9 protein-coding genes and 2 pseudogenes are annotated in these 13,669 nt (G+C 39.3%); 5 read left to right on the plus strand and 6 right to left on the minus strand.

Translation table 11 applies throughout. The annotated features are described in order from the left end of the window. Positions 1 to 102 precede the first annotated feature (102 nt). Entirely contained in the window at positions 103 to 822 is a 720-nt protein-coding gene (locus tag ACZ5A8_RS11170; RefSeq protein WP_464529039.1) for a CDGSH iron-sulfur domain-containing protein, read from the minus strand. A gap of 881 nt (positions 823 to 1,703) precedes the next feature. On the opposite strand from ACZ5A8_RS11170, the gene ACZ5A8_RS11175 reads away from it, so the two are divergent. The 5 genes and pseudogenes from ACZ5A8_RS11175 to ACZ5A8_RS11195 all read left to right on the plus strand — a co-directional run. Further along, the gene (locus ACZ5A8_RS11175; RefSeq protein WP_464534105.1) at positions 1,704 to 1,937 is read left to right on the plus strand and encodes a DinB/UmuC family translesion DNA polymerase; all 234 of its coding nucleotides are present in this window, start codon (positions 1,704 to 1,706) and stop codon (positions 1,935 to 1,937) included. A gap of 765 nt (positions 1,938 to 2,702) precedes the next feature. Continuing rightward, the gene (locus ACZ5A8_RS11180) at positions 2,703 to 3,299 is read left to right on the plus strand and encodes a dihydrofolate reductase family protein (RefSeq protein ID WP_464529041.1); all 597 of its coding nucleotides are present in this window, start codon (positions 2,703 to 2,705) and stop codon (positions 3,297 to 3,299) included. 1,092 nt (positions 3,300 to 4,391) lie between these two features. Beyond that, complete coding sequence (locus tag ACZ5A8_RS11185) at positions 4,392 to 4,547, plus strand: hypothetical protein (RefSeq protein ID WP_464534264.1); 156 nt, start codon at positions 4,392 to 4,394, stop codon at positions 4,545 to 4,547. A 17-nt stretch (positions 4,548 to 4,564) separates the two neighbouring features. Further along, positions 4,565 to 4,825, plus strand: a complete 261-nt coding sequence (locus tag ACZ5A8_RS11190) for a DUF5615 family PIN-like protein (protein WP_464534106.1) — start codon at positions 4,565 to 4,567, stop codon at positions 4,823 to 4,825. 285 nt (positions 4,826 to 5,110) lie between these two features. After that, a pseudogene (locus ACZ5A8_RS11195) lies at positions 5,111 to 5,593 on the plus strand (hypothetical protein); the annotation flags it as partial. 131 nt (positions 5,594 to 5,724) lie between these two features. Here the strand turns inward: ACZ5A8_RS11195 and ACZ5A8_RS11200 are convergent. The 5 genes and pseudogenes from ACZ5A8_RS11200 to ACZ5A8_RS11220 form a co-directional block, all read right to left on the minus strand. Next, positions 5,725 to 8,922, minus strand: a complete 3,198-nt coding sequence (locus tag ACZ5A8_RS11200; protein ID WP_464529043.1) for a PAS domain S-box protein — start codon at positions 8,920 to 8,922, stop codon at positions 5,725 to 5,727. A gap of 243 nt (positions 8,923 to 9,165) precedes the next feature. After that, positions 9,166 to 10,297 (minus strand): annotated as a pseudogene (locus ACZ5A8_RS11205) (IS630 family transposase). A 1,201-nt stretch (positions 10,298 to 11,498) separates the two neighbouring features. Continuing rightward, positions 11,499 to 12,746, minus strand: coding sequence for a PAS domain-containing sensor histidine kinase (locus ACZ5A8_RS11210; protein WP_464529045.1), 1,248 nt, complete (start codon positions 12,744 to 12,746; stop codon positions 11,499 to 11,501). A gap of 42 nt (positions 12,747 to 12,788) precedes the next feature. Then, positions 12,789 to 13,175 (minus strand): circadian clock KaiB family protein, encoded by a 387-nt coding sequence (locus tag ACZ5A8_RS11215; RefSeq protein ID WP_464529047.1) that lies wholly within the window; start codon positions 13,173 to 13,175, stop codon positions 12,789 to 12,791. Further along, a complete protein-coding gene (locus tag ACZ5A8_RS11220; RefSeq protein ID WP_464529048.1) occupies positions 13,165 to 13,521 on the minus strand; it encodes a circadian clock KaiB family protein in 357 nt (118 codons plus the stop codon). The genes ACZ5A8_RS11215 and ACZ5A8_RS11220 overlap by 11 nt, the downstream gene beginning before the upstream one ends. Between the last annotated feature and the right edge of the window lie 148 nt (positions 13,522 to 13,669).

Below are 13,669 nucleotides of genomic sequence, written 5' to 3' on the forward strand. Positions count from 1 at the left end.
TATCATAAATGTCTTCAACAAAAGTAGTTCGAGGATACATTGAAATAAAGAAGGATACCCTCGAATTCTCTATTTTTTATCGCGGAATCGCCAATTGATTACTCATTCCAGGCCCCATTTCTTCCTGAACTCGAGCTTCTGCTGGCTGTTCATCCAGTGGCTTCCGTCACAGTAGGGCTTGTTCTCTGACTTCCCGCAGCGGCAGAGGGTTACTCTGTTCCGGGACTCGTACGTGCTGCCATCTGCAGATTCAATGGGGATACCGCCTCGAACCCAGAGGGGACCTTCACAACTTTTTTGTTTGTCATGAACCAGTACAATAGATGGTTCAAATTCTTTTTCAAAGGGTTTGCCTGTCTTCTTGTCCCACAGGACCAGCCGTCCCGACGGGCAGATCATGGCTTCTTCTATGGCGGTTTGTCGGGCTTCCGGGTCGTCTGATTTTTGTATGAGATCCCTTATTCCTCCAGCCCGCTGGCAGAAACGGGAATGATCGCAGAGCTCGTAGACATCAGTGAGTTTTAGATCAGGACCTTCAAACGTTTCCGCTTTTTCCAGGTAAGGTTTTCTGCTGGCTGTTTCGCTACCGTCAAAACCGGTCTTGCGGTGGGCCCCATCACAGAAGGGCTTGTTTTCGGATGAGCCACAGCGGCATAAAATATAGGCATCCTTCCGAGGGTATTCCTTTATATCAATCAATTCTCTGGCGTGGCCGGAGTCATCGGTGACAATTACTTGTTCGAAAAGCGGCACCCCACCTGTAATCCTATACGGTCCATCTTTGATTATCTTAATCCTCATTTCTTTCTCATTGACTGCCATAATCATAATCCCCCATTATCTCTTATAATGCAGTACTGGATGTTTAGCCTGACTATTCGCCTCTTTGATAATTTCCATAGTTTTCCGATTCATACTGTCTCCAATAAGAAAGCGTGTAATAGGATTGATCAAATCCTCAACCAGGCAATAAGATGGTTACTGCTGCGGACATATCCAATAGATATCAGCTCCCCTGACGGTTTCAAGACTGAGGGAGAGGGATCAGAGACAGACGATGATTACGGATTTCTAAGTCTCACTTCTCCACTGGAGATAAAATAAGGTTTATCAAGTCTAAGGGTGCTGGGTGAAACAAAAAATCTTTTAACTTTTTAAAACATATAAAGAAGCGTGAACAATGAAAGTGCAATCATTGGTTCTGGTACAGGAGAAATAGAAGTTACGAGTCATGCTGTAACAACGAGTCATACTGTAACATTATATGGGATACCGGTTGTTTACATTGTTATTGTAGCATTATTTGTATTATTTATTTTATATTTATACTGTAGGGTGACAAGAAAAGAAAGACACTGTATGAGTAAATCGAGTTACTTAAAATTGTTTTTTGCTTTATTTATCCCGCTATTTTTTTATAATCTGTATAATATGTATAACAGTTCATGGTTTTACAATGTCTATGCCAAATCGTGGTGTAATACTTTCTGGTTTACCCATACTATTTTTATTATTATGAATGCAAGTACTGTATCTATATTGGAATCTATCTTTCCGTATTTATTCATAACTCTTAGTATATTAATAATAAACTGTTATCGTAAACCAGCTTAGAGAGGGTCTTGAAATTAAACTTTTATTGCAAAAACGTTTGCTTAGTCTGTCATACACGGATATATAAAAGCTCTCCCTAAAGTTGTAAAATAAGAGTTCGTTATAATGATTTCTCTACGTATACGCGCTCAAAGACTATCCCGGTCTGGACTTCCGATATCTTCGTAATTAAGAGGACAGCCATGCAGCTACTTTCGGAGTTTATCGGAAGTCAAAAAATAAGGCTTGTGGGTGTAGGGGTTTCAAGACTGAAGGAGAAGGATCAGAGACAGACAATGATTACGGATTTTAGCAGCAGTAATGGAGCCGATCCCAAAACTTAGAACTACTTCTCTAAATTACGAATTTAGAATAATCAATCGAGTTTTTGAGTGCGAAAAACAGTTCTGAGATTCTTATTGATTTAGAGTAAACCTGTTTTGGGATGAGCTCATAATAAACGCGGTACAGACTGGCATATATCAGCAGCACCCAGAAGCTCGATAAGAATTCAGTATTAATCCATTGGTCATGATTACAGAGGAATCGTTATCAATTCCGTCGAGGATGAGAATTTTAAAGTTTATTTGTTAACTTGATGCAATATATTACCCAAAAGCCTTAAATACCGCCCGATATCTGCTCATTTCGTGAGCATTCGGGTGTTGAGGAACTATTTATTTGATTGTACACTCACGACTACTTATGTTTTGTATTAAATTTTAAGATCGTCTCTTAGAACCTATCCGAAAAGTAAAATAATCGGAATACAAGCTAATGTGCTGTAAAAACAAAACGAAAAATCGGACACAACTACTAAAATATGATAAGAAAAAATAGGATTATGCTTCTGTGCTCATTTCCGCATAACAATGTTTAGAGCAGTAGGGCTTTTCGGATAGGCTTTAAGCCAGCTTTTTAATTTCAAAACACCCTATTTATGTTAAGTGAAGCAGGATTAATAGAAGCGCAACGAGTTACACAACGGCGAATTTGTGAAATAAATGAAAGCAATGACAGAGTAAAATCCGAGCGCCTAAATACTGCTTTATTCAAAACGAAAAAGATAATATGAATAATTACATTTAGCGACAAAGGGGGAAATAAGTATGAGAAAAATCGTTGTTCTAACTTTCATAACACTCGATGGTATTATGCAGGCTCCCGGCGGACCCGAGGAAGATACTTCGGGAGGTTTCAGATATGGGGGTTGGACTGTTCCTTATTTTGATGAGTTTTTAGGTAAGATCATGGACGAGCAGATGAACAAGCCGTTTGACTTGCTACTAGGCAGAAAAACATATGAGATATTCGCTTCCTATTGGCCGCATCATAAAGACGAGTGGCCTGGGATTAACAAAGCAACAAAATATGTCGCTTCACATGGGGATATGCGATTTACATGGGATAAATCGATTTTGTTGCAAGGTGATATGGTTGAGGCAATAAAAAAACTTAAGGCACAGGATGGACCTGACTTACAGGTTTACGGCAGCGGCAATCTCGTCCAAACGCTTTTAAAACATGATCTTGTCGATGAATTATGGCTTAAAATATTTCCCATAACACTCGGCTCGGGAAAGCGCTTATTTGCTGAAGGCACGATCCCGGCGGCTTTCAAGTTAATCGATGGTAAGGTGTCGACAAGCGGAGTCATTATCGCCAGTTATGAGCGTGCAGGCGAGGTTAAGACAGGATCTTTTTGAGGAATATATCTCAGGGGAAAAACAGAAATACATAATGAATATCAGTAGAATGTCGGTTGGAAGACAGCATGGAGAAAACTAGTTGCTCAGTTGTAGAACCGATTTAAATTTAAGACACGCTCAAGACAATTATATAAAGACGTAAAAATAATGTAGCATTAAGCTTTTGCTAATTAGCTTTGAAAATTAGCTGGCGCCGTGGCAAACTTTAGTGTTTTTGCTAGTATTAAGAAAAAACTAGCATTCCGCCTGATGGCGAGGGATAGAAAGAGTAAATGATCCCGCCTTACAAACGGGTGATATTCTAACTATCCATGGATATTGTTTTTAAGTATATTATTAAAAGAGCATTTGTCAATCCTAAAATTATTTCGCTTTAAGATTCATTATCCTGAGATGAACTCTACTCCACCCCATATTCGGTGTTAGGTAACGCTAATAATTTCAACGGTGAAAAACAGGAGAGTTTTAGGTGTAAAAATCCCGCAGCGCCTTGTTGACTCTGAAGGAGTTACCAAATTTCTTTTTTAAATTCACTATAAAACTTCCCTCCACGCCCGCATGCTCATTTGTGAGCAGATATCGGGCGGCCACTTACAGAATAGAAGAAAAATAGAATCGATAACTTTATTCATAAGCCACCTGCTTCATCCAGAATCCATTTTCCCGAACTTTTCCGAGAGTATCTGTATATGTTTTTTTATCATTTGAAAAATTAGCAATTGATTCAGTTTGCGTATCAAAAAAGCAAAAATTTTGTTGTAGAACAATATTAAATTGAAGAAAAACAATATCAAATTGATATAGAAAAACAACAATGAATTGATAAAAAACAACAAAAATCGACCTCAGTAACCAGATCTTATTGTTAGAAAGTTCACAACTGATTCAATTTATGTGTCAAAAAAGCATTGGAGAGATCTATGAACTGGAGAGAACATATCGTTATTGACCCAGAAGTCCTTACAGGCAAACACATCATCAAAGGTACACCCTTGCAGTAGAGTTTATTATTGACCTGTTGGCTCATGACTGGACCGATTTGGAGATCCTTCGGAACTGCCCCGACCTGACCCATGAAGATATTCAAGCGTGTTTGGGGTACGCAAGCGATTTGCTCCGGACAGAATGGGTTTATCCTATCGAGATTTCTCAGGAAGTAGTCTGATGCGCCTGCTGGCAAATGAAAACATTCCTCTGAGTGCGGTGGGGCTCTCCGAACCTGTGGACACGACGTCCTGTGGATAAGAGAAAAATCGCCGGGTATCACTGATATAGAAGTTATGGAACTGGGCCAGAGGGAAAAACTTATTCTTGTTACTTTCGACAAAGACTTCGGAGAGCTGGCTTTTTCCACAAAGAAACCCCCAGCGCGTGGAATAATTCTTTTTCGCATACCCATGATCTCTTCAGCCTACATAGCGAAAGCCCTTGTAAAAGTTATAGATTCACATGATAATTGGGAAGGACATTTTGCAGTTGTTGAAGAGGATAGAATCAGAATAAGGTCATTGAAAAGAGATTAAAAACGTTTTTTGTGAAGTTCTGACCTTATCCCAAAACTAATTTTGTTCTCACATCAACAAGGATTTTAATACAATTTTCAGGATCAATAGCTCTGTCGATTCTATATTATTTAGGCTCAGAGAGATAAATTTTGAGTTTTAGGATGAGCTCAATAACTTCAGGGTTTGAAGCACATAAAGCAAGAATCTCTTCACGTTTCACAAGTGAAAAAAGGAATCATTTTATATACAATTTTTCCTCATTTCGAGGAAAAATTGTAGCCTTCACAAAAGCTACCTGAATAGTTACGAATTAAGAACATTATTAGAAAAAAGGATTACTGGACTAGAAAAGAAGTTCTGGAGCTAATAAAGGAAAAATATGATATAAAGTATTCACAGAAGCAAATAGGAGTTATACTGTATAGTTTTAACACGTACCACTCAAAACCATATACGTTTGAGTACGGAATGCCTGAAAACGCCGAAAAAGTTTTAAATAAGTCCGCAGAAACAATTCCAGCATATATTGGTCCAGATGAGCAATATATCATAGTTTTCTGGATGAATCTTCAACACAAATAAAAGGAAATACGCAACGATTATGGTCATTTAAGAAACCTTTAATGATAAAAAATACGGAGTATATAAAAGCAAATTATAAAAGCAAGTTATAAAAGCAAGTTATAAAAAGCAAGTTCATTTACATTTTATTCAATTAGCGGTCACTATCTCATCGATTTTATGGAAAGTTCGAAAGTAGAAAACGTACGTGAATTCGTGCTTAAAAGACAACGTATGATTATTTTCCATTCCAAACTTTAAGACTCGGCTTCAAAATCTGTTTTTAAGTAATAAAGTTCGAAAAGGCATAGCTATCCAATCGTTATCACCCCGAATACGGACATCTAATTACTCTTTTAATGACAGCAGGCGAATATTTTCACCTTTGTTGTTATCGGAATTGCGAAAGCAAAGGTGCTCCCTTTCCCCTGATCGCTCCTGAACCAGACATAACCCCCGTGAAGGTTAACAATCTGCTTAACCAGTGAGAGACCAAGCCCGGTGCCCTGGAATTTTTTTGAGGAGAATGAGTTAACCTGGCTGAAGGGCTTGAAAAGTTTGTGCTGGTCTTCAGCTTTTATTCCTATTCCGGTATCCTTAACCGTTATTTCAACCAGATCTCCCTTTTTTCTTGCTCCTATTTTTACAAGGCTATTTTCATAAGAGAACTTTATAGCGTTGTCTACAAGGTTATACATTATCCGGGTAAATTTATCCTCATCTGCACGGATTCTCGTAAGCTTGCTATCCATATCGATTTTAATTTCTATATTCTTTTTATCTGCTATGGGATATAGGACGTTTTGTATCAGATTAAGCTTAGTAGCAAGCTCAAATTCTCTATAATTAAGCTCCATTTTATTTGCTTCTATTTTAGAAAGATCCAGGATGCCATTGATCAGGTTCAGAAGATGCTTCCCGCTGTTAGAAATATTTCCTACGGCTCTCAATTGTCTTTTATTCAATTCTCCATATGCCTGTTCATAAAGCATGTCAGAGAACCCTATTATTGAGTTGAGTGGGGTCCTGAGTTCATGGCTCATATTTGCAAGAAAATCGTTCTTGGTAAGGTTTGCGACTTCAACCATTTGTTTTTCATAAAGCAGATTTTCTGTGATTTTCTTTTCCGTAATATCTCCTGCAATATTACTGATAGCAACAAGCTTTCCAGATACATCAAAAACCGGAGAAAGAGTTACTGAAATATTTAATATTGTACCATCTTTCTTCAACCTTAAAGTTTCATGATGCTTGACTTTTTTTCCCTGTTTAATTCTGTCAGATAATTGCTTTATTTCCCCTTTAAGATTGTCTGGTTCAAGTAGAGACATGTTTTTTCCCAGAACTTCTTCAGCTAAATAACCATAAACCTGCTCTGCCCCTTTATTCCAGCTGGTAATAGTACCATCAAGAGATTCGGTTATAATAGCATCGTTCGATGATTCAACAACGTTCGCAAGTGTCTGAATCTTCTCTTCTGCTTTTTTAAGTGCAGTAATATCACGGGCTGCAGCAAAGATCCCAATAACCTCACCGTCTTCATCCCGATAGACGGATGCGTTATATAAAACAGGTATAGTATGTCCATCCTGATGCTGTATTTCCAGAGCGTAATCCCTTACCAGTCCTTCCCTGAATACCTGTTTATATCCTTCCTTAGCTTTTTCAGATTCGGTAAAATAGTCCGAAAAGTCAGTGCCAATAAGTTCTTTCCGAGAATATCCGGTGACAGACTCCGTAGCTTTATTTACATCGGTAATTTTTCCATCAGGACCAATGGTAACCAGAGGGTCCAGGCTGGCTTCAATCAGGCTGCGGTTGTACTTGCTGGCAAGTTGAAGTTCCTTTTCTGCTTTTTTAAGTTCGGTGACATCGCGGGCTGCAGCAAAAATACCGATAACTTCTTCATTTTCACCCCGATAAACAGAAGCATTATACAGAACAGCGATCGTTTTTCTACTCCTGTGCTGGATTTCAAGAGCATAATCAAGAATTGATCCTTCCTGAAATACATGCTTATATCCTTCCCTGGCTTTTTCAGGCTCCGTAAAGTAATCCGAAAAATCAGTTCCAATCAATTCGCTTCTGTTGTAACCTGTAACCAGCTCGGTAGCTTTATTTACATCGGTTATCTTCCCGTCAGGACCTATAGTAACCAGCGGATCCAGACTGGCTTCAATCAGACTGCGATTATATGTATTAGCGAACTCCAGTGCTTTTTCAGTTTTTTTCCTCCCGGTAATGTCCTGAACTATTCCCATCATCCGGACAGGGATATTCCCGTCAAAAATAACTTCACCCTGTTCATGGACTACCCGTTCTTCTCCACTTGCCAGAATAATCCTGTGATCAATGCTGTAAGGTTTTCCATCGAAAGCTCCGTTTACGGCATTGTTCACATAATCTCTATCTTTCGGATGCACATAACTCAAAAATGCATCGTAAGTTGCCCCAAATTCCTGAGGACTGCGCCCGAAAATACGATAAATTTCATCAGACCAGTATAATTCATTGGTTACAATGTTCCAGTTCCAGTTTCCAAGATGTGCTATTTTTTGAGCTTCGGCAAGGCCTTTTTCACTTTCTTTTAATGATCCGTAAGCCTTTTCAAGCTGAGAAGTCCGGTCTTCAACCAGTTCTTCTAAGTTTTCGAGTGTTTCTTTCAGCTTAATTTCTGCTTCTTTTATGTCTGTAATGTCACGGGAAATAGCAAAAACAGAGGCAACTTTGCCGTCAACAAATTCAGGTACTATTCGTGTATTAAAGTAGTATTCTTTTCCCTGAGGCGATACGTACAGGTACTCCATTGTTTCGGGTTTGCCTGTAGTGAAAAGTTTTTTATTGTTTTCTTCCCAGAACTCTGCCTCCTCAGGGTCCATGCCCATCTCAGCGTGAGTTTTCCCGATAATTTCTTCTTGAGAACAATCACAAGTATCCGCAGCTGCATGATTGGCATATAAATGGCGGTATTGCCTATCAAAATGAGCAATCACATCAGGAGAATTTTCAGCCAATGTACGGAATTCATTCTCACTTCTCATCAATGATTTTTCGGCTTTCTTGCTCTCGGTAATGTCTTTGAAAAGGACAGCGACTTTTTGGCTGTACTCACCCTCAATGCGCGAGGCATAAATATCAAACAATCTGTCTATACCTTCCGCCAGATATTCGAACCGGACTGATTCGCCAGTTAAAGCGACCTGGCCGAAACTCTTGATCCAATTATTCTCTGTATCAGAAACAGGCTCATGAGCATGCTTGTTTACCACATTACGGAGTCCTATTATCATTTCGTGCGACTGGTCAGCCTCAAGAATCCGGTAGTCTACCGACTTTCCGTTGTCGTCGAAGATTATCTCTATAAGGAAGAAGCCCTCGTCAATAGAATTGAACAGAGTGCGGTATTTTTCTTCCGATTTGCGTACGGCTTCTTCGGAGCATGCGCTTTCGAGGATCTCGGCGCGTAAAGCTTGATTGGCTTGTTTCAGTTCAGTTATCCGTTTCTGCACTCGAACTTCCAGTTCTTCGGCACTCAGTCGTTCATAATCAATCATAAGTCCCCAACCCTGCCTTAAAAGAAGGCATTAATACCTCAATTAAATCCTCTTTTGTCTGATCTTTTTGCCTGATCGAATTCACGTAAGACAGAATTCACGTAAATATGATCCAGGCAAATCCCCAATAATATCATGCCAGAATTCTCTCCAAGCAAATTTTGTCTTTTTGACAATCGTTAATTTGCTTTTAGGCATATTTTATGAAACTTATCATATATTAATTTTTAAGCTAGTGTCTCGTCAATCCTCAATTGTCGGATAAAGACGTGCTAATTTTACCCTTGCATCTTCTGTTGTGAATTGCCAATTAACCTTTGCATTTTTGTTGTTTCTGAACTTTTGCCAGGCCAATGCCTCCTTCTTAACAGTGTCAATGTTATTCATTCTCCTTTTTAATCACTGACCTGTGAGTACATTCAATTCAATCTCTGCCATATTCAACCAGCTTCCATGTTTTGGTGTGTACACAAACTCAAACCTATCCCATATTGCCTTCGCCTTTGCTGGTGGAAATACTTCATAGAGAGATCCCGGAACATGTGTGTTTAGATTGTCCATTACCAGCGTAATTTTATCTGCATTTTCCTGTTGAAGTGCAATTTCTTCCAGAAAACAAGCCCAGTCCTTCTTGGTTTTTCTTTCAGTAATTTTCACCATTCTTTTTCCTGTCAATGGTTCACAGACAAGGAATATATTGCACATCCCACAACGTTTGTATTCGTAATCATACCTGGCTGGTTTTCCGGGTAAGCAGGGGACTGGAATCCTGGTTTCTCCAATAAGTTGTTTTGGGGATTCATCCATACATATAACAGGATTTCGTAGATCAAATGGACGCTTATAAATATCCAGAACCATTTCCATATTTGCAACAAAGCTACTGTTTTGTTCCGGAGGAATTACCCATTCTTTCCTTTGCCAGGGTTTGATTTCGTTTTTTTAAAGTACGACGTATTGTTTCATGAGAAATATTTTCGATATAGCCAAGATCTACAACCTTATCAGCTAACAATCTCAAAGACCATCTTGCAAAACCTTCAGGAGGTTCACTGCAACTCAATGCAACTAAATGGGCTTCTAAATCACCATCAACTTTTTTAGCATAAATCCGATCTCTTGTTTCTCCATTGAGGGCAACTTCAAGACCTTCTTCAACAAATCGCTTTTTAACACGATCAATTTTTTTCATACTGATATTCAGGACACGTGAGATTTCTTCGTTGATTGAATGGTTGACATTCCATTCACCTTTATCACAATTAAGTAAGATCAGAGCATTGAGAATTTTTTGGGAGTTGTGTTTACCCTTTGAGGTAAGTTCACAAAGAGTTTCACGTTCCTCTTTGGTAAGTGTCACAGTGTATCTATTCATAAGGAATCCCTGAGATTCTTTATGAATATTATACAATATAATTCTTACGACATTTTAATGCTGACGAGACACTAGTAATCTGAAAATCATTTGCAATAAGTAATCTATGTTTTATCTATCATACAAAAATTAAAAACATTCAATCGAGATTATATATCCCGGCAAAATAAATGTTGAAAATTCCTTAAAAATAAATCCTTGATGATCTGATATAATTTTCTTTTACCCGGATTTATCGTAAATTCAGAGGTTTAAAAATAATTCAGGCTCAAGGTTAATTAGAGTAATAATTTGTACGGAGGGAAATATTAAAAGTAAGGGATTTTTATTAATTTCTTTTTTCTTCTACATCAAAACTCTATGAGCTCATCCCAAAACCAGGTTTACTCTAAAATCAATAAGAATCTCAGAACTGTTTTCCGTGATCAAAAACACGCTTGAGTATTCAAAATTCGCAATTTAGAGGAGTAGTTCTGAGTTTTGGAATCGGCTCTATAATAAATTCAGTTCCATTCCTTTTTAGCTCGATCTTACCGTCTAATTGATCAACAAGAATGCTTACAAGCTGCAGACCGAGCGTATCTGAATTTTTCAGATCAATTTTTCGTGAATACCAGCTCCATTATCTGAAGCTATAAGAGTGTACCTGGTACCGTTCTCGCCATTACACACTGGATCCTGGAGCTACCGTAATGGTACATACTAAAAAGTGCACAAACTCAGCTACTATGCTTTATTAGAGATCGGACAGCTCCTCCGGAATAATGACGGAGACGCAGCATATTTCTATAATGAGAGTGGAAAGCTGGTCTCTACACTGGCGAGATGAAAGGGAGAAGCTTCTAAATTACTCTTGACCGAATTGAAGAAGGTATTGCAGTGTCGCTTGTAAGGGATAAAGAGTCAGTAAAAAAGGATCAGACAACTCTGGTTTTAAAGTAACTTTTTGTTCCAGGGCTGTGGGATAAAACCAGGAGGTAGCCATGAGGGGTGAATCGGATTTTGAATATAATAAATTATGTTCACTCTTGAACATCCGACTGGTTGAATCAATGCATAATTAGTGAGACCGTCCTGAAATAATAGGATAAGCGGTATGAATGATACGGTCATAGTCTATTTAATTTTTAAAAAACCAGTATTCATAATTAAATTTGATCAACCGACGACTTTACAGTCCGCTACTCCACGGCCCGCTACTTCACAGGTTTGCTCCACATTTTATACTTATTTCAAATTCGGTACCTCTATCCCTTTTTAAATGAATCTCACTATCCAACTGATCTACCAGAATATCTACAAGCTGCAGGCCAAGTGTATCCGAATTTTCCGGGTCGACTCTTTCGGGAATACCAATTCCATCATCTGATACGATCAGTGTGTATCCGGTACATGTTTCGGTAAATTCTTCTTCATTATTTCTCGGCCCATTTCTGGTTTTTTCTTCTCTAAGTAGCTTAATCTGGATTTCTCCTTTTTCCCTGTTTGGAAATGCATACTTGAAGGAATTGGAAACAAGTTCGTTAACAATCATTCCTAACGGAACTGCAATATCCATATCAAAGAAAACGTTTTCCTCAAGATCCAGATTTAAGCTGACATCAGCATTTCCAAGACTGTATGTTTGAAGAAGGTTCTCAACAAGTTTCTCAAGATATGCCGAGAATTTCAGTTTATCGACTTCTCCGCCTTCATGCAGTTCCTCGTGGATAAGGGCAATAGACATTACTCTATCCTGGCTTTCCTTGAAAGCTTCAAGAACTTCCCACTTCTCAATAGATTCCCTGTTGCTTAACTTTTCAGCCTCAAGATCCAGAAGGGAGGATATTACTTGCAGGTTATTTTTGATTCTGTGGTGAATTTCCTTTTTACGTGCAAGTTCGGCTTTTGCGAGGATCTCTTCATTCTTCTTCTGTTCCGTCAGGTCTGTGACCACTATGCACCAGGCGTTCGGAAGTCCCTCGGTCTGTAATGAGCTACTGGAAAGGTACACGGGCAAAGATATACCACCGCCAGTCAGGAGATTGATCTCTCCTTTGCCTTTCTCGTGCTCAAGAAATGATTTAAAGATTACAGCGTTCTCAGGCGCTATGTATCGATAGATAGATGTGCCTACAATGGTCGGTAAAGGCATTCTCAGAAGTTCTGCAAAATGACGGTTACAGTAAAGGATGATGCCGTCACAGGCGAGGGTAGCAGTGCCTTCATTCATAGTTTCCACCAGAACACGGTATGCGTGGTCGGCACTATCCACGGTAAAGATCATTTGCCCTTTGGATCCAGGTATCACCAGGGCATCCAGATCCCCTTCACTGATGGCTCTCTTGAGTTCTTCAGCCTCTCCCAGACGTGCCCTCAGACTTTCGATATCGTCCCGTAAGGCACGATTTTCATCTAACAGTGCTTGATACGATCTGGACTCCTGGTTTTCTGCCAATTTCGAACTCATGTTTACAACGCCCTTCCCCAAAAATCGACTCCTAAACGTTGATTATTTTTTATATTCATTATATTCTTTATTAGTTTTGGATTTCAGATCCATCCCAACCAGGACCCTTTCGGTGTCCGCCATGCTGCCTATTAATTTCCTTAAGGGTGGAGGAAGCTCTTTTACGAGAGTTGGAGCTGCCACTATCTGGCCGTCTATAGCGAAAACCGGATTTTGATATATGTCGATAACCTTTAACTGATGCTTGCCGGGCAGATACTCTTCACATATGCGCTTGATATTATCTATTGCCTGCACCGATTTGGGTCCCATCCCCACAACATAGAGGCGTAAGACATATTTGACATCTCCGGTTCTGGACAGGGCTTCCTCGAAGGCTGCTGTGGAATCCTTGATATCCAATATCGCGATCTCTTCGTTATTGGACATGAGATCTCTCCGCAGGGCGCAGATCCAGGCCTACAAGGACGCGCTCAGTATTCGAGAGATCCCCTACAATTCTCTTTATAGGTTGAGGGAGCTTTCTAACTAGCGTTGGAATAGCTAAGATCTGATCCCCTTTGGCTAACTGCGGGTTCTCCAGGAGATCTATGACCTCTATTCTATACTTGCCGCACAGATGCTCCTCACAAATCTTCTTTAAATTGGCGAAGGCTGTCAAACTCTTCTTGGTCTGGCCAGCCACATACAACCTCAAGACATACGCTTCCTCTTCAGGAGCAGTATCGGACTCAATAGAATCAGGTCCATCATAATTTTGTACTATATTTTTCATCAAATATCCGTCACTTTAATTTAAAAAGCTGTCTTTGCCTGGGCTGGAACTTCACTTATAGCCTTGGGGTCATCAATTATAGTAATGTTGACTGTACTTCACTTATAGACTTGGAAACCATCAGTTATAGTAATGTTGGCTATGGTAC

Source organism: Methanosarcina subterranea, from assembly GCF_055385895.1.